General features: G+C 64.8%; 17 protein-coding genes. 9 read left to right on the plus strand and 8 right to left on the minus strand.

Going from position 1 to position 15,752, the window contains the following annotated elements; translation table 11 throughout:
* The first annotated feature begins 28 nt into the window (after nt 1-28).
* Nucleotides 29-1,114, plus strand: coding sequence for an AraC family transcriptional regulator (locus KH389_RS07930; protein ID WP_043864119.1), 1,086 nt, complete (start codon nt 29-31; stop codon nt 1,112-1,114).
* Here the strand turns inward: KH389_RS07930 and KH389_RS07935 are convergent.
* Nucleotides 1,071-2,525 carry a TrkH family potassium uptake protein gene (locus KH389_RS07935; protein WP_043864118.1) on the minus strand — a complete coding sequence of 485 codons (1,455 nt, stop codon included), beginning with the start codon at nt 2,523-2,525 and terminating at the stop codon, nt 1,071-1,073. The two genes, KH389_RS07930 and KH389_RS07935, sit on opposite strands and share 44 nt — an antisense overlap.
* A gap of 100 nt (nt 2,526-2,625) precedes the next feature.
* On the opposite strand from KH389_RS07935, the gene KH389_RS07940 reads away from it, so the two are divergent.
* Nucleotides 2,626-3,189: a nitroreductase family protein gene (locus KH389_RS07940; RefSeq protein ID WP_213607198.1), complete on the plus strand. Its 564-nt coding sequence runs from the start codon at nt 2,626-2,628 to the stop codon at nt 3,187-3,189.
* Nucleotides 3,190-3,317: 128 nt separating this feature from the next.
* Here the strand turns inward: KH389_RS07940 and KH389_RS07945 are convergent, their stop codons facing one another.
* From KH389_RS07945 to KH389_RS07970, 6 genes are all read right to left on the minus strand, one after another.
* Nucleotides 3,318-4,655, minus strand: a complete 1,338-nt coding sequence (locus KH389_RS07945) for a sensor histidine kinase (protein ID WP_043864116.1) — start codon at nt 4,653-4,655, stop codon at nt 3,318-3,320.
* Between the two features lie 57 nt (nt 4,656-4,712).
* Complete coding sequence (locus KH389_RS07950) at nt 4,713-5,129, minus strand: Spy/CpxP family protein refolding chaperone (RefSeq protein ID WP_043864115.1); 417 nt, start codon at nt 5,127-5,129, stop codon at nt 4,713-4,715.
* A 163-nt stretch (nt 5,130-5,292) separates the two neighbouring features.
* Nucleotides 5,293-5,970: a response regulator transcription factor gene (locus tag KH389_RS07955; RefSeq protein ID WP_213607199.1), complete on the minus strand. Its 678-nt coding sequence runs from the start codon at nt 5,968-5,970 to the stop codon at nt 5,293-5,295.
* A 7-nt stretch (nt 5,971-5,977) separates the two neighbouring features.
* A complete protein-coding gene (locus KH389_RS07960; RefSeq protein WP_058540762.1) occupies nt 5,978-6,379 on the minus strand; it encodes an SH3 domain-containing protein in 402 nt (133 codons plus the stop codon).
* Between the two features lie 202 nt (nt 6,380-6,581).
* The gene (locus KH389_RS07965; protein ID WP_043864112.1) at nt 6,582-6,881 is read right to left on the minus strand and encodes a YciI family protein; all 300 of its coding nucleotides are present in this window, start codon (nt 6,879-6,881) and stop codon (nt 6,582-6,584) included.
* A gap of 1 nt (nt 6,882) precedes the next feature.
* The gene (locus KH389_RS07970) at nt 6,883-7,479 is read right to left on the minus strand and encodes a septation protein A (RefSeq protein ID WP_043864111.1); all 597 of its coding nucleotides are present in this window, start codon (nt 7,477-7,479) and stop codon (nt 6,883-6,885) included.
* 66 nt (nt 7,480-7,545) lie between these two features.
* Here KH389_RS07970 and KH389_RS07975 point away from each other — a divergent pair, with 66 nt between their 5' ends.
* From KH389_RS07975 to arfB, 7 genes are all read left to right on the plus strand, one after another.
* Nucleotides 7,546-8,409: a PHP domain-containing protein gene (locus KH389_RS07975; protein WP_213607200.1), complete on the plus strand. Its 864-nt coding sequence runs from the start codon at nt 7,546-7,548 to the stop codon at nt 8,407-8,409.
* A 13-nt stretch (nt 8,410-8,422) separates the two neighbouring features.
* The gene (locus KH389_RS07980; protein WP_043864297.1) at nt 8,423-9,052 is read left to right on the plus strand and encodes an L-threonylcarbamoyladenylate synthase; all 630 of its coding nucleotides are present in this window, start codon (nt 8,423-8,425) and stop codon (nt 9,050-9,052) included.
* A gap of 128 nt (nt 9,053-9,180) precedes the next feature.
* Entirely contained in the window at nt 9,181-9,879 is a 699-nt protein-coding gene (locus KH389_RS07985) for a segregation and condensation protein A (protein WP_162484885.1), read from the plus strand.
* Nucleotides 9,880-9,897: 18 nt separating this feature from the next.
* The gene (gene scpB / locus KH389_RS07990; protein WP_043864108.1) at nt 9,898-10,662 is read left to right on the plus strand and encodes an SMC-Scp complex subunit ScpB; all 765 of its coding nucleotides are present in this window, start codon (nt 9,898-9,900) and stop codon (nt 10,660-10,662) included.
* 153 nt (nt 10,663-10,815) lie between these two features.
* The gene (gene rluB, locus KH389_RS07995) at nt 10,816-11,880 is read left to right on the plus strand and encodes a 23S rRNA pseudouridine(2605) synthase RluB (RefSeq protein ID WP_054916588.1); all 1,065 of its coding nucleotides are present in this window, start codon (nt 10,816-10,818) and stop codon (nt 11,878-11,880) included.
* 702 nt (nt 11,881-12,582) lie between these two features.
* Nucleotides 12,583-14,004, plus strand: coding sequence for an amino acid permease (locus KH389_RS08000; RefSeq protein WP_043864106.1), 1,422 nt, complete (start codon nt 12,583-12,585; stop codon nt 14,002-14,004).
* 100 nt (nt 14,005-14,104) lie between these two features.
* Nucleotides 14,105-14,518: an alternative ribosome rescue aminoacyl-tRNA hydrolase ArfB gene (gene arfB, locus KH389_RS08005; RefSeq protein WP_043864296.1), complete on the plus strand. Its 414-nt coding sequence runs from the start codon at nt 14,105-14,107 to the stop codon at nt 14,516-14,518.
* Here arfB and KH389_RS08010 read toward each other — a convergent pair.
* Nucleotides 14,512-15,711 (minus strand): MFS transporter, encoded by a 1,200-nt coding sequence (locus KH389_RS08010; RefSeq protein WP_058540765.1) that lies wholly within the window; start codon nt 15,709-15,711, stop codon nt 14,512-14,514. The genes arfB and KH389_RS08010 overlap by 7 nt on opposite strands.
* Between the last annotated feature and the right edge of the window lie 41 nt (nt 15,712-15,752).

The raw sequence follows: 15,752 nt of genomic DNA on the forward strand, positions 1-15,752 counted from the left end.
GAGCGGTCTTACCCAAAAGAAGCCAGCCATGAGCGAAAGAACCACGTCAGCAAGCTGGGCCTCGGGGATCGTCAAGGCACTTGAATTCGAAGGGCTCGATTGCCCTGCGCTGTTCAAGCAGCTCGGCCTGGACTTCGCCGCGCTGGACGACCCCGACGCACGTTTCACCCAGGACTCCATGACCCGCTTGTGGCAACTGGCCGAAGAGTTGTCGGGCAACCGTGCCATCGGCCTGAACATGGCGCGGGTGGTGCGCCCGGCATCGTTTCACGTGGTTGGCTATGCCTTGATGTCCAGCCGCACCCTGGCCGAGGGGTTCGAGCGCCTGGTGCGTTACCAGCGCATTATCGCGGAGAGTTCCGACCTGAGCTTTCGCCTGGGGCCGGAAGGCTACTCGCTGGTGCTGACCGTGCATGGCGATCACCTGCCGCCCACCCGGCACAGCGCCGAGGCCTCGCTGGCCTGCGCCCTGGCGCTGTGCTGCTGGTTGAGCGGGCGCACCATCCAGCTGCGCCGCGTGCTGGTACAAGGCCCGCAGCCTCAGGATATAGAACCCTACAAGCAGGCGTTTCGTGCCCCGCTGGTGTTTGGCGCGCCCCACGATGCGCTGGTGTTCGAGCGCGCCGACATGGAGGCGCCGTTGCCCACGGCCAACGAGGCCATGGCGATTCTGCACGACCGTTTTGCCGGCGAGTACCTGGCGCGTTTTTCCGAAAGCCGGGTGACCCACCGTGCACGTCAGGTGCTGTGCCGCATGCTGCCCCAGGGCGAACCCAAGCGCGAAATGGTCGCCCAGGCCCTGCACCTGTCGCAGCGCACGCTGCAGCGGCGCCTGCAGGAGGAGGGCACCAGCTTTCAGACCCTGCTCGACGATACCCGTCGCGAACTTGCCGAGCAGTACCTTGCGCAGCCGAACATGACATTGCTGGAGGCTGCCTACCTGCTGGGTTTTGCCGACCCGAGCAACTTCTTCCGGGCCTTCCGGCGCTGGTTCGACCTCACCCCCGGGGAATACCGCACCCGTATGGAGCTGGCGCGCAGTGCCGGCCCCGAGGCGTCGGCCCAGGGCGTCAGTGCCGCCAGAACGCCGGCATGCACAGAACCAGCACCGTAATGATCTCCAGGCGGCCCAGCAGCATGCCGCCGGCCAGGATCCACTTGGCGGCGTCGGGCAGGGTGGCGAAGTTGCCCGCCGGGCCGATGGTTTCGCCCAGGCCCGGGCCCACGCCGGATACGGTGCTGGCCGCGCCGGTCAGGGCAGTCATCCAGTCCACGCCCAGCAGCGAAAGCAGCAGCGCGATGATGCAGATGGTGATGGCGAAGAAGAACGAGAAGGTCAGGATCGATCGCACGATCTCTTCGTCGAGGCGGTGACCGTTGTATTTCTGCTTGATCACCGCGCGCGGGTGAATAAGCTGGTTGAGGCTGGCCTTGAGCAGGATGTAGGCCACCTGGAAGCGGAAGATCTTGATCCCGCCCGCGGTCGAGCCCGAACAGCCGCCGATGAAACCCAGGTAGAAGAACAGCATCAGCGAAAAGTTGCCCCACAGGCTGTAGTCGCCCAGGGCGAAGCCGGTGGTGGTGACCACCGACGTCACGTTCAGCGCCACGTGGCGCAAGGCATCGAACCACGGCAGGCTGGTGGTGGCCCAGTACCAGGTACCCAGCACCACCCAGGTGGCCACCAGCAGGCCGAGCAGGCCCTGTACCTGCTGGTCCTTGATCAGTGCCTTGCGATTGCCACGCATCGTGGCCACGTAGAGGGTGAACGGCACACTGCCCAGGATCATCACCACCACCGCCACCCAGTGCACGGCCGGCTGGTCCCACTTGGCCAGCGACTGGTCGGAGGTGGAGAAACCGCCGGTGGAAATCGCCGACATGGCGTGGTTGATGGCATCGAACGGGCTCATGCCGGCCAGCCAGAACCCCAGCCCGCCGATGGTGGTGATGCCCACGTACACCGCCACGATCGACTTGGCGACCATGTGCGAGCGGGGCATGACCTTTTCGGAGCGGTCCGAGGACTCGGTCTGGAACAGGCGCATGCCGCCAATGCGCAGCAGCGGCAGGATCGCAACCGCCATGCCGATGAAGCCGATGCCGCCCAGCCAGTGCAGCAGCGAGCGCCATATCAGGATGCCCGGCGACATGCTGTCCAGGCCACTGAGCACGGTGGCGCCGGTGGCGGTGATGCCCGACATGCTCTCGAAGAAGGCATCGGTGTAGCTGATGTGCTGGGTCAGCAGGAACGGCAGGGCGGCGAAGATGCACACCACCAGCCAGCTGCTCACGGTGAGCAGGTACATGTCGCGCGGGCGCAGGTGCACGTGCTCGGGGCGCCCGGGTATGACCAGGGCCAAGCCGGCAATGAAGGTGATCAGGCTGGCCCACAGAAACGACGGCAGGTCGCCGGTGCGCTCGTAGATGACCAGGGTGGCCATGGGCACGGTCATGCTGATCGCCAGGGTAATCAGGAAGATGCCGATAATGAAACCGATGATCCTTAAGGTCGGCAACGCCATGTGATCTGCTCTGGGTTGAAACGGAGGGGCGCCATTCTACCTATGGGCCTCTTTAAGTAAACGGTAGAATAGCCGCACATTTCTCGACAGGGGGTAGCCGATGGAGGCTCTCGACGCATTGCTCAACCGTGTTTCCGTTCCTCGCCTGGTAGAGCCGGCACCTGATGCTGCGCAGCGCGAGTTGCTGTTTCGGGCGGCCTCGCGTGCGCCGGACCATGGCCAATTGCGGCCCTGGCGGTTCCTGACCATCGAAGGCGCGGCCCGCGAACAATTGGGGGCGCTGCTGGCCGAGGCGGTGAAGGAGCAGGGCGAAGCCACCGAGGCAGCGCTGGAAAAGGCCCATGCCATGCCGCTGCGGGCGCCGTTGCTGATTGTGGTGATCGCGAACGTGCAGGATCACTTCAAGGTGCCCAAGTCCGAGCAGCGGCTGGCGGCCGCGTGTGCGGCGCATGCCATTCTGCTGGCGGCATATGCCCAGGGGATCGGCGCGGTGTGGCGAACCGGCGAGCTGTCCTACAGCCCGCAGGTGGCCAAGGGCCTCGGGTTGGCGGATACCGAAGAGCTGATCGGCTTCCTGTATGTGGGCACGCCGCTTAACCCGCCGCGTACGGCGCCAGTGGTGTCTGTCGAGGCGTTTGTCAGCGCCTGGGAGCAGCCCCGCTAAGCTATACAGGCATCAGATGGCCCTTTCGCTGGCAAAGCCAGCTCCCACAGGTGCGCACTTGCCCTGGAGGACGGTGACATGCCTGTGGGGGCCGACTTGCCAGCGAAGAAGCCACCACCCGTCTTTATTCAGGCGCTAGCCGGCCCCGCCACCGGCAACTCCAGCGTCGCCACGAACCCGCCCTGCGCATGGTTGCCCAGCACCAGGCTGCCACCATGACGTTCCGCCGCCTTGCGCGCGATCGCCAGGCCCAGGCCATGCCCGGCCGTGGTCTGCCCCGGGGCGCGGAAAAACGGCTCGCCCAACTGCGCCAGGTGCTCGTCGGCCACCCCCGGCCCGTGGTCGCGCACCGTCAGCACGATACGCTCGCCTTCACGCTGTGCACTCATCTCGATCGGTTGCCCCGGCGGATTGAAGCGCACGGCATTGCGCAGCAGGTTGTCCAGCGCACGTTCGATCAGTGTCGGCCAGCCCTGCAGGCTCAGCCCAGGCGTGTCGTGCAGCTGGATGTCCTGTTCCGGCGCTGCGAGCTGAGCATCCTTGCGCACGCTGGCCAGCAGCGCATTGAGGTCGACCGGTTCTGCGCTGGCGCTTTCGGCATCCACCCGCGCCAACACCAGGATTTCGCTGATCAACGCCTCGAGGCGGTCGCACTCGCGGGTCAGGCGCGGCCAGTAGGCCTGCTGCTGTGCAGGCTCTGCCCGCTCGGCCAGGGCCAGGGCGATCCGCAGGCGTGCCAGCGGTGAGCGCAGTTCATGGGACACGTCACGCAGCAGTTGGCGCTGGCTGGCAATCAGGCTCTGCAGGCGCGCGCCCATGCGGTTGAAGTCATTGGCCAGCACACCGAACTCGTCGCGCCGGTTGGCCAGGCGTGCCAGGCTGTTCTGCTGGTAGGTGGTCTGCCCCAGGTCATGTACCGCGCCACGCAGGCGACTGAGGGGGCGGGTGATCGACAGGGTCACCAGCAGGCTGAACAGGGTCAGTACCACCAGGGCAATGCCCAATGCACTCAGCGGCCACAGCAGGCTGTCGCGGTGCCAGGCGTCGAGTTCGGGGTGAGGGATGCGGTAGATCAGCAGGTAGGTGTCGCCCGTGCCGGGGCTGGTGTACTCCTCGGTGAGGCGTCGCCAGGGCAGCGGCTCGCCGTTGTGCCGGCGCGCCTCGAAGGCTGCTGCGCGGCGCGGGAACGTGCCAGGCACCACGGCCTCGCCGCTTTCGTTGAGCACCTGCACGTCGATGTTGTAGCGCCGCTTGCGCAGCTCCAGATAACGCTGCGCGGCCTCGGGCCCTTGCTGTTCGTAGCGCGCCGACCAGTTCATGGCCAGGGTATTGAGCCCCGGGTGGCGGCTGAGGATCCAGGCGTCCTGATTGAGCATGTGGCCGAGCAGGATCGACAGCCCGGCAACCAGGGTGATGGCCAGCCAGAAACTGGCCAGGATGCGCCAGAACAGTGAACGCAAGGGCATTACCTCAAACGAAAGAAGCCCGACCTGCGGGGGCAGGTCGGGCGGGGTGTGGACAGCTTACTGGGCCTTGCTGGCTTTTTCAGCTTTCCAGGCTTTGAACTCGGCCCACTCGGCCTTGCGCTCTGCCTGCTTCTTCTTCATTTCATCGAACTGCTTCTGCTGCTCTGGCTTGAGCATGCCGCGGATCTGGGTGTCGACCTTGTCGTGGCTTGCCTTGAGTTCGTCCTTGAGTGCCTTCTGGTCGGCTGCCGGCAGCTTGGCCAGGTAGCGCTGGGTGATTTCGTGGCGGCTCTTCATCTGCTCGCCCATCAGTTGACGGATCTGCTGGCGCTGCTCGCGGGTCAGGTCCAGCTGGGCGAAAGGCGCTCCACCGCGTTGGTGCTCGGCGCCGTGACGGGGGCCGCCATCGGGCATGGCCATGGCTACGGTTGGCAGGGCGGCAGCGAACATCAGTGCGATAAGGGTCTTGCGCATGGTGACTCTCCTTGTTGAGGCCGGTCGTTACCGGATGTGCCCAGTCTAGGGAGATCAAGGTCAGCGGCGGTCAGGCAAGGGTAAAGCTTGGGTAAAGACGGTGGGCGAGGGTGTTTACACGGTGGGGCGTTGGCGTGCGCCCCTTTGCCAGCAAGGCTGGCGCCTACAGGCTGTAGTAATAGCCGCGGCTGCGCAGGGCGACGATGCGCGGCCTGCCATCGGGATGCGGGCCGATCTTCTTGCGCAGGTTGCTGACGTGCATGTCCAGGCTACGGTCGTACAGGGTCAGCTTGCGGCCCAGGGCGAGCTGCGCCAGTTCCTGTTTGTCCAGCGGCTCACCCGGCTGGCCCAGCAGGGCTTCGAGAATGCGGCTTTCGGAAAGGGTCAGGGTCAGCTCGCGTTCGTCGATGTCGACCACGCCACGGGCGGGGCTGAAGCGCAGGTCGCCCACTTCCATCTGGGTGGGTGTGGCGGCCGGGTGGCTGCGGCGCAGCACGGCGCGCAGCCGCGCGGTGAGCTCGCGGGGGTCGCAGGGCTTGGCCAGGTAGTCGTCGGCGCCCAGTTCCAGGCCCAGGATACGGTCCAGCGGCTCGCCGCGAGCAGACAGCATCAGCACTGGCAGCTCGGCGTGGTCGCTGCGCAATTGCTTGAGCAGTTCCAGGCCGCTGCCGTCGGGCAGCATCACATCCAGCACCACCGCTGCCGGGGCGTGCTCGGCCAGGGACTTGCGGGCGCTCTGGCCATCATGGCAGGCACGCACCTGAAAGCCTTCCTGGGTCAGCCAGCTGCTCAGCAGCTCGCACAGTTCCTGGTCATCATCAATCAGTAGCAGCTCGCTCATGTCTCACTCAATTCAACCATTGCCGGCGCCGTCTGTGGCTGCCACTGGCAAAGATACCGCAGAGCACGGCCAACAGGGCAACTCCGGCACCAATCACGAACCATTGCTGCTGATCGGTGAGCAGCTTGGGCAGCGGGTTGGCCTGGTGTTGCTCGAGCTGCTGCTTCAGGCGTTGGTTCTCCTGGCGCAGGCGGGTCAGCTGGGCGCTTTCGCGCTCGTTCTCGACATTTTTCAGCTGCTGCTTGAGCGCTTCGTGCTGGCGCTCACTTTCCTTGAGGCGTTGCTGCAGCTCGGAGATCTGGCTACCCGCACTCAACGACAAAGGGGTGCTGGCGGAGGCTTCGGCGGCCTTGGCGAGCGGGGTCAGCAGCAACAGGCACAGCAGCATGGACAACGGACCTTGACGCATCGGAACTCCTTGATTCCAATCGGGTGTTGCGTAGGTTGTCGGCAGGTGGGCGAGAATGATGAACATTCGAGTGGATTTTAAGGCGTAGCACTACAGGCCCGCTGTAGTGGGCAAAGCCAGGAAGGGGAGCAGCGAGTGTGTGCGAAGGTGCGCAGAAGGTAAGGCGAACCGGCGCGACGAAGGGCTCGTCGCGCCGATCAGGTTACGGCAGGACCTGCTTGAACGGCTTCACCAGCACTTCGGCATATACACCCGCCGCAATGTAAGGATCCGCATCTGCCCAGGCCTTGGCAGCCTCGAGCGAGTCGAACTCGGCGACGATCAGGCTGCCACTGAACCCGGCCGCGCCAGGGTCGTTGCTGTCGATCGCCGGGTGCGGGCCGGCCAGTACGATGCGGCCTTCGGCCTTGAGCTGCTGCAGGCGCTCAAGGTGCGCCGGGCGTGCAGCCAGGCGGGCTTGCAGCGAATCGGCAACGTCTGTGGCGATGATGGCGTAGAGCATGTCAGTCCTCGGTCTTGGGGGTAGTAGGGTCGCTGTCGTGCAGGTGGCGGGACAGGTAGACACCCTGGCCCACCAGGAACAGTACGGTCATGCCCAGGCTGCCGAATACCTTGAAGTCCACCCAGATGTCCTGGAAGGTGAAGGCAACGAACAGGTTGGCCGCGCCGCAGAACAGGAAGAACGCGATCCACGCCAGGTTCAGGCGCGTCCACACCGGCTCGGGCAAGGTCAGCGCATGGCCCATGATGCGCTTGATCAATACACGGTCACCAATGAAGTGACTGCCCGCAAAAGCGGTGGCGAACAGCCAGTTCACCGCCGGGGCCTTCCACTTGAGGAAGGTCTCGCTGTGGAAGGCCAGGGTCAGGCCGCCAAATACCAGGCATGCCACCAGGGTCAGCCACTGGCCCTTCTCCAGCTTGCGCTGGCGGATCAGCAATGCGCCATACACCACCAGCGAACTGATGATCAGCACCGCCGTGGCGCTGTAGATGCCGCCCAGCTCGAACGACTGGCCGGCAACATCGACCGTGCGCGGGTCGAGCTTGTAGACGATGAAAAACAGGAACAACGGGATGAAATCGATGAATTGTTTCACAGTGGCAGCCAGAAGCAGGATGTGACGGCATAATAACAAACATCAATGAGAGCGTATGCGCCACCTATGAATGTTGATCTGCACTGCCACAGCACCGCTTCCGATGGCGCCCTGTCGCCCACGGCGCTGGTCGCTCGCGCCCATGAACACGGCGTGCGGATGCTTTCGCTGACCGACCACGACACCCTCGAAGGCCAGCTCGAAGCCCAGGCTGCCACCCAGGCGCTGGACATGCAGTGGGTCAGCGGGGTCGAGCTGTCCTGCACCTGGGGCGGGGCGACGATTCACATCCTGGGCTACAACTTCCCGCTCGATGCCGAACCGCTGCAGCGCGCCGTCGAGTCGCTGCACCGTGGACGCTGGCTGCGCTCCGAGGAAATCGACCGGCGGCTGGCGCTCAAGGGCATGCCCGGCGCGCTGGACGGCGCCCGTGCCATCCAGCTGGAGCTGGGTGACAGCGGCAATGCGCCGGCCCGTCCGCACTTTGCCGAGTACCTGGTGCGTGCCGGCCACGTCAAGGACCGCGGCGAAGCCTTTCGCAAGTGGCTGGGCGCCGGCAAGCTGGGGGATGTGAAGCTGCACTGGCCAAGCCTGGAAGACACCGTGCAGACCCTGCGCCAGTCCCACGCATGGGTCAGCCTTGCCCACCCGATGCACTACGAATTAACCCGCAGCAAGCGTCGACGCCTGATTGCCGACTATATTCAAGCAGGTGGCCAGGCGCTGGAAGTGGTGAACGGGATGATGCCCGCCGAACAGGTGGGCACGATGTCGATCCTGGCCCGTGAGTTCGGTCTGCTGGCCAGCGCCGGCAGCGATTTCCATGGCCCGGGCGCCTGGTCTGAGATCGGTGTCTACCGGCCGTTGCCGGAGGACCTGCCACCCCTGTGGCGTCGATTCAAACATGAGCAGCCCACTGCACCCGTCTGAACAGGTAGAAAACGTGAGTCAATTTTTCCAGATTCATGCGGAAAACCCGCAACCGCGCCTGATCAAGCAGGCCGTCGAGATCATCCGCAAGGGTGGGGTGGTGGTCTACCCTACCGATTCGTCCTACGCCATGGGTTGCCAGATCGGCGACAAGTCTGCCGTGGAGCGCGTGCGCCGCTTGCGCGGGCTGGACAAGAGCCACAACTTCACGCTGATCTGCTGCGACCTGTCGCAGATGGGCCTGTTCGCCAAGATCGACACCGCCACGTTCCGCCTGCTCAAGGCGCATGTGCCGGGGCCCTATACCTTCATCCTCAATGGCACCCGCGAAGTACCGCGCCTGCTGTTGCACGAGAAGCGCCGCACCATCGGCCTGCGCGTGCCGCAAAACCCCATTCTGCTGGCCTTGCTCGAAGAGCTGGGCGAGCCGTTGATGAGCGTCAGCCTGATCCTGCCAGGCGACGACGAACCCATGACCGACCCGTACGAGATCCGCCAGCGCCTGGAAAAACAGGTCGACCTGATCATCGACGGCGGTTACGGCGACCTCAAGGCCTCCACCATCATCGACCTGACCGGGGAGGAGGCGGTGCTGGTGCGTGAAGGCTGCGGCGACCCGGCGCCCTTCATGGCAGAAGCGTGAACCAGGTCGCTGCGGTCGAGCCGGCCCTGGACCCACAGGCCGGCGCCCAGCAGGAGCTGCCACTGGTGATGGTGTATGGCGAAGCCATGACCGAGATGCCGGTGGACCTGTACATCCCGCCCGATGCGCTGGAAGTGTTCCTCGAAGCCTTCGAGGGCCCGCTCGACCTGCTGCTGTACCTGATTCGCAAGCAGAACGTGGATATTCTCGACATCCCGGTGGCGGAGATCACGCGCCAGTACATGGGCTATGTCGAGCTGATGAAGACCGTACGCCTGGAACTGGCCGCCGAGTACCTGGTGATGGCCGCGATGCTGGCCGAGATCAAGTCGCGCATGCTGCTGCCGCGCTCGGCCGAAGTGGAGCAGGAAGAGGACGATCCGCGTGCCGAACTGATTCGCCGGCTGCAGGAGTACGAACGTTTCAAGGCCGCCGCCGAAGGCATCGACGGCCTGAGCCGGGTTGGCCGCGAGGTGATCGTACCGCGCCTGGAGGCACCCCAGGCCAAGGCGCGCAAGCTGTTGCCCGACGTTGCGCTGGAAGAGGTGCTGATGTCGATGGCCGAGGTGCTGCGCCGCGGCGACATGTTCGAGAGCCACCAGGTCAGCCGCGAGGCGCTGTCGACCCGCGAGCGCATGAGCGATGTGCTCGAGCGCCTCAAGGGCGGCGGCTTCGTGCCCTTCGTCGAGCTGTTCACGGCCGAGGAGGGCAAGCTGGGGGTGGTGGTGACCTTCATGGCCATCCTCGAACTGGTCAAGGAATCTCTCGTCGAACTGGTGCAGAATGAGCCCTTCGCTCCCATCCATGTCCGCGCCCGGGCCGAATAACCGTACACGAGCACCCCAATGAACCTGACCGACCCCCGTGACCTGGCGCCGCTGCTGGAAGCCTTCCTGCTCGCCTCTGGCAAGGCGCAATCGCTGGAGCGCCTGTACGAGCTGTTCGAAGAGGCCGAGCGCCCTGAGCCCGGCGTGTTCAAGAAGGCCCTCGAGGTGCTGCGCAAGTCCTGTGCCGGGCGCGCGTTCGAGCTCAAGGAGGTGGCCTCGGGCTACCGCCTGCAGATCCGCGAGGACTACGCGCCCTGGGTCGGGCGGCTGTGGGAAGAACGGCCGCAGCGCTATTCGCGTGCGTTGCTCGAAACCATTGCGCTGATCGCCTATCGCCAGCCGATCACCCGTGGCGAGATCGAGGATGTGCGGGGCGTGGCGGTGAACACCAATATCATCAAGACCCTGCTCGAGCGCGAGTGGGTGCGCATCGTGGGCTACCGCGAAGTGCCCGGTAAACCGGCGATGTTCGCCACCACCAAGGCCTTTCTCGACCACTTCAACCTGAAGAACCTCGACGAGCTGCCCTCGCTGGCCGAGTTGCGCGAGATGGAACCCGAGCCATTGCTGGAAGTGGATGATGCACCGGTGCCGGCCCACCTGCAGGCCCTGGCCGACGAGAGCGCCGAGCCCGAAGCCCCGGTCGAGGAGACCAGCTTTCACAGCCTGTTGCTGGAGCTGGACTCGATGGAGCAGGGGCTCAAGACCGACTTCGACGACCTGCTCGAGCAAGCCGATGAACCCGATGAGGGCCAGGCAGCGCCCGGTTCGCCGCAGGGCTGAGCGGCCTTCGAGCGGAAAACAGCGTCCTGGGGTGCAATATCGGCTAGTCTGTGGTGCGTTTGTCGTCGGTTCGGCGTATGATTCGCGACCTTTTTTGGCGCTTGTTTGGCCAATTCAATGATTTTCAGCAGCACTACACCGGGAGGTGCCCAGATGAGTGAACAGGATCTGCACGATAGCCCGCCGCGTCCAGCCGGCGAAAAACTGCAAAAGGTACTCGCGCGCATCGGCGTGGGTTCGCGCCGCGACGTCGAGGCCTGGATCAGCCAGGGTCGCATCAAGGTCAATGGCGTGGACGCCACCCTTGGCCAGCGCGTCGACATGCACGACGCGATTTCGGTCGACGGCCGCCTGATCAAGCGTGAAGAAGCCGCCGAGACCGTCCGCCGCGTCATCATGTACAACAAGCCCGACGGCGAGATCTGCACCCGTGACGACCCGGAAGGTCGCCCGACCGTGTTCGATCGCCTGCCGCGCCCGAAAGAGGGCCGCTGGATCAACGTCGGTCGCCTGGACATCAACACCACCGGCCTGCTGATGTTCACCACCGATGGTGAGCTGGCCAACCGCCTGATGCACCCGTCGTCCGAAATGGACCGTGAATACGCAGTGCGTGTACGCGGCGAAGTGGACGAAGACATGATCGCGCGCCTGAAGGCGGGCGTGGTGCTCGAAGACGGTCCGGCGCGTTTCACCGACATTCAGGAAGCCCCGGGCGGTGAAGGTTTCAACCACTGGTACCACTGCGTGGTGATGGAAGGCCGCAACCGTGAGGTGCGTCGCCTGTGGGAATCCCAGGGCCTGGTGGTCAGCCGCCTGAAGCGTGTGCGCTTCGGTCCGGTGTTCCTCAACAGCGACCTGCCGATGGGCCGCTGGCGCGAAATGAGCCAGGGCGAAGTGGACATCCTGGCTGCCGAAGTGGGGCTCAAGCCGGTGGCGATGCCAGCGATGAAGGCCAAGGTCAAGGACAAGCTCGAGCGCATGCAGCGCAAGTCGTCCAAGCCGGTGGGCCGTGGCGAGCGCGTGCGCACCCTGCGCCCGGCCAAGGAAGGTGGCGCGACCACCGAGCGCGCAGCGCGCCAGCCGCGTGACGACTCGCCACGCAAGGGCCGCAGCACCGTGGCCGAGCGTCCGAGCGACATGAACAAGCGCAAGCCGGCCGGCTCCGCACCCAAGCGGCCGGGCAGCAGCCGTGGCAAGCCGCCGCGGGCTGAGTAAGCGCTCACACAAGCCAACCTTCGGGTTGGCTTTTTTGTGCCTGTGGTGTTTTCACGTGCCCTTCGCCGGCAAGGCCGGTTCCTACAGGCATTGCACTCGCAGTGTAGGAGTCGCGTTGCCGGCGAAGGGCCGGCGCAGACACTCCAAGGCAACCAGTGGAAACTTTTTGAACCACGTCGTAAATAATTCGTTACGACTTGTGGCGTACTGATTGGGCAAGCCAGCCCGTCCTTCAGGCTGTAAACAAACCTTGCCGAAAACGTCGGCGACGGCCACCTTCCGTCCACGTCAACCTCTTGCCCAACCCCCGCAACCACGGTGTGATAGCCGCCATTGCCAAGTGCAAAAGCCCCGCCGCAGAGCTGGGCAAGCCATAACAAGAAATGGAGGCGCCATGCACGCCGTACACTCCCCCAGGCTTCAGAACCCCCGCCGGACCGCTGCGTCTTGTCATCCGACAGTCACGCAACGTGTTGACCCCTGCGCCAAAGCAAGGGTATACAATGCGCCGCGTTTTAACTGTGACCCAACTGCGTACCGCGCAACCTTGCTGACTCCGGGCTGATTCGCCTCGGGCTGCCGCCCGTACCGAAGGCTCTGGTCCAAGACTCCTCAAGGTATACCACCTTGTTAATTCCGCTGCGCCACGAGCGCGGTGGGTCCGATTCCGTCACAGATAAAAACAAACAGGTGACTCCGTTCATGAGTGGACAAAACTCGCATTCAGGTGAGCTCAAGCGTGGCCTGAAAAACCGCCACATCCAGCTGATCGCCCTCGGTGGCGCCATCGGCACCGGCCTGTTCCTGGGGTCGGCCGGGGTGATGCAATCGGCCGGCCCGTCGATGATCCTGGGCTATGCGATCTGCGGCTTCATTGCCTTCCTGATCATGCGCCAGCTGGGCGAGATGATCGTCGAAGAGCCGGTGGCCGGCTCCTTCGCCCACTTCGCCCACAAGTACTGGGGCGGTTTCGCCGGCTTCCTGTCGGGCTGGAACTGCTGGGTGCTGTACATCCTGGTGGGGATGTCGGAGCTGACCGCGGTCGGCAAGTATGTCCACTACTGGTGGCCGGAGATCCCCACCTGGGCCTCGGCAGCCGCATTCTTCATCCTCATCAACGCGATCAACCTGGCCAACGTGAAGGTGTTCGGCGAGGCGGAGTTCTGGTTCGCGATCATCAAGGTGCTGGCCATCGTCGGCATGATCGGCCTGGGCAGCTACCTGCTGGTCAGTGGCAGCGGCGGCCCTGAAGCCTCGGTCACCAACCTGTGGGCCCACGGCGGTTTCTTCCCGCACGGCGTCGGCGGCCTGGTGATGGCCATGGCGATCATCATGTTCTCCTTCGGCGGCCTGGAAATGCTCGGGTTCACCGCAGCCGAGGCCGACAAGCCGAAGACCGTGATCCCCAAGGCGATCAACCAGGTCATCTACCGCATCCTGATCTTCTACATCGGTGCCCTGGTGGTACTGCTGTCGCTGACCCCGTGGGACAGCCTGGTCAGCAGCCTGACCAGCTCGGGCGATGCCTACAGCGCCAGCCCGTTCGTGCAGGTGTTCTCGCTGCTGGGCAGCAACACCGCAGCGCATATCCTCAACTTCGTGGTGCTGACCGCGGCGCTGTCGGTGTACAACAGCGGCACCTACTGCAACGCGCGCATGCTCTACGGCATGGCCGAGCAGGGTGATGCGCCGGCCAGCCTGGCCAAGATCGACAAGCGTGGCGTGCCGGTACGCTCGATTCTGGCGTCGGCGGCGGTTACCGTGGTGGCGGTGCTGCTCAACTACCTGATGCCGCACAGCGCCCTGGAGCTGCTGATGTCGCTGGTGGTGGCGACCCTGGTGATCAACTGGGCGATGATCAGCTACTCGCACCTCAAGTTCCGCCAGCACATGGACCGTACCGGTCAGAAGTCGCTGTTCCGCGCGCTGATCTACCCCTACGGCAACTACCTCTGCCTGGCGTTCGTGGTGTTCATCCTGGGCATCATGCTGCTGATGCCGGGCATCCGTGTATCGGTGTACGCGATTCCGGTATGGCTGGTGGTGATGTGGGGCTTCTACTGGCTCAAGAGCAAGCGCAGCGCCAACGGCGCCCCTGCAGTGCCGAGCGCCGCCCTCAAGTAAGCGCAGGATGCTGCAATGAAAGCCCGGCCTTGTGCCGGGCTTTTTGGTTTTGTGCACCAGGGCGGGTATCCTGAAGGCCAATTCGCGCAAAGCCAGGCCCATGCTGATCATTTCCAACGCCGTGCACATTCCCGATGACGAGATCGAATTGAACGCCATTCGCGCCCAGGGCGCCGGTGGGCAGAACGTCAACAAGGTCTCCAGCGCCGTGCACCTGCGCTTTGACATCAATGCCTCCTCACTGCCGCCGTTTCACAAGGAGCGGTTGCTGGGCCTGCGTGACAGCCGGATCACCAGCGACGGGGTGATCGTGCTCAAGGCCCAGCAATACCGTACCCAGGAGCAGAACCGGGCCGACGCCCTGGAGCGCTTGCGCGAACTGATTCTGGCGGCGGTGAAGGTCGAGAAGGCGCGGCGGCCTACGCGCCCGACCCTGGGCTCCAAGACCCGTCGCCTGGAGTCAAAGAGCAAGCGCGGGGCGATCAAGGCCGGGCGCGGCAAGATCGACTACTGAAGCGTGTGGCGTACCGGGTTCAGTCGTGCCTGGCGGTACAGGTAAAGGCTGAGCAGCAGGCCGCACAAGGCGGCGATTGCCGCAAACAGAAAGATCGAGGCAAAGCCGAAACCTGCCGCCACGGCCCCCGCCAGTGGTCCAGTGATACCCAGCGACAGGTCGATGAACAGTGAGTAGGCCCCCACCGCGGCACCGCGGTTGGCCGCCGGCACCAGATTGACCGCCTCTACCCCCAGCGCCGGGAATACCAGCGAAAAGCCGAAGCCGCTCAGTGCCGCACCGGCCAGTGCCAGTTCGGCGCTGGGGGCCAGCCACAGCAGCAACAGGCCGATCGTCTCCACGCTCAGGCAAGCAATGGCGACACGGTAGCCGCCCAGACGGTTGATCAGGTTGCCGAACAGCAGGCGTGCGCTGATGAAGCTGGCGCCGAACAGGCTCAGGCACAAGGCGGCGTTGTGCCAGGACTGGCTGGCGTAGTACAGGGTAATGAAGGTGGCGATGGTGCCAAAGCCGATCGAGCCCAGCGCCAGCCCCGAGCCATGCCCGAACACCCGCCCCAGCACGTGCAGAAACGGCATGCGCACGCCACTGACGATCGGCGCCGCCTGCTTGGGCCAGGCCAGCGCCAGGCCTGCCGCGCACAGCAGCAGGATGCTCACGCCCATGCTCCACAGCCCCAGTTGCTGTACCAGCACCACCCCCAGCGGTGCGCCGATGGCCAGCGCGCCGTAGCTGGCGATGCCGTTCCAGGAGATCACCTTGGCGGTGTGCTGCGCGCCCACCCGGCCGATGCCCCAGCCGATGGCGCCCGAACCCACCAGGCTTTCGGCGCTGCCCAGCACCAGGCGCCCCACCAGCAGGCTGGTCAGGCTCATCCAGGGCGTGGCCTGCAGCCAGGCGGCCAGCAACATGAACACGCCGCTCAGGCCGCAGCCGGCCAGGCCGTACATCACCGCACGCTTGCAGCCCTGATTGTCGATGAGGCGGCTGGCATAGGGGCGGCTGAGCAGGGTGGCGAGGTATTGCACGCTGATCACCAGGCCGGCGACCACGGCGCCGAACCCCAGGGTGTCGTGCACGAAGCCGGGCAGCACGGCCAGGGGAATGCCGATGTTGAGGTAGCCGATGAAGGTGAACAGCACGATGGAGACGACTTGCAGGGTGACCGCCAGGGGGCGCGGTGTGACAGGCATGGAAGGTCCGGGAGGTGACGGGCTGGAGTGCCTATCATAGA

It is taken from the genome of Pseudomonas qingdaonensis, from assembly GCF_018398475.1.
GTDB lineage: Bacteria > Pseudomonadota > Gammaproteobacteria > Pseudomonadales > Pseudomonadaceae > Aquipseudomonas > Aquipseudomonas palmensis.

Coding starts and splice junctions, on each gene's coding strand:
- KH389_RS07950 (WP_043864115.1), bottom strand. CDS start 5,129: ATGCGCAAGACCCTTATCGCACTGATGTTCGCTGCCGCCCTGCCAACC.
- scpB (WP_043864108.1), top strand. CDS start 9,898: ATGAACCTGACCGACCCCCGTGACCTGGCGCCGCTGCTGGAAGCCTTC.
- arfB (WP_043864296.1), top strand. CDS start 14,105: ATGCTGATCATTTCCAACGCCGTGCACATTCCCGATGACGAGATCGAA.
- KH389_RS07930 (WP_043864119.1), top strand. CDS start 29: ATGAGCGAAAGAACCACGTCAGCAAGCTGGGCCTCGGGGATCGTCAAG.
- KH389_RS07935 (WP_043864118.1), bottom strand. CDS start 2,525: ATGGCGTTGCCGACCTTAAGGATCATCGGTTTCATTATCGGCATCTTC.
- KH389_RS07965 (WP_043864112.1), bottom strand. CDS start 6,881: ATGCTCTACGCCATCATCGCCACAGACGTTGCCGATTCGCTGCAAGCC.
- KH389_RS07975 (WP_213607200.1), top strand. CDS start 7,546: ATGAATGTTGATCTGCACTGCCACAGCACCGCTTCCGATGGCGCCCTG.
- KH389_RS07945 (WP_043864116.1), bottom strand. CDS start 4,655: ATGCCCTTGCGTTCACTGTTCTGGCGCATCCTGGCCAGTTTCTGGCTG.
- KH389_RS07955 (WP_213607199.1), bottom strand. CDS start 5,970: ATGAGCGAGCTGCTACTGATTGATGATGACCAGGAACTGTGCGAGCTG.
- KH389_RS08010 (WP_058540765.1), bottom strand. CDS start 15,711: ATGCCTGTCACACCGCGCCCCCTGGCGGTCACCCTGCAAGTCGTCTCC.
- KH389_RS07940 (WP_213607198.1), top strand. CDS start 2,626: ATGGAGGCTCTCGACGCATTGCTCAACCGTGTTTCCGTTCCTCGCCTG.
- KH389_RS08000 (WP_043864106.1), top strand. CDS start 12,583: ATGAGTGGACAAAACTCGCATTCAGGTGAGCTCAAGCGTGGCCTGAAA.
- KH389_RS07960 (WP_058540762.1), bottom strand. CDS start 6,379: ATGCGTCAAGGTCCGTTGTCCATGCTGCTGTGCCTGTTGCTGCTGACC.
- rluB (WP_054916588.1), top strand. CDS start 10,816: ATGAGTGAACAGGATCTGCACGATAGCCCGCCGCGTCCAGCCGGCGAA.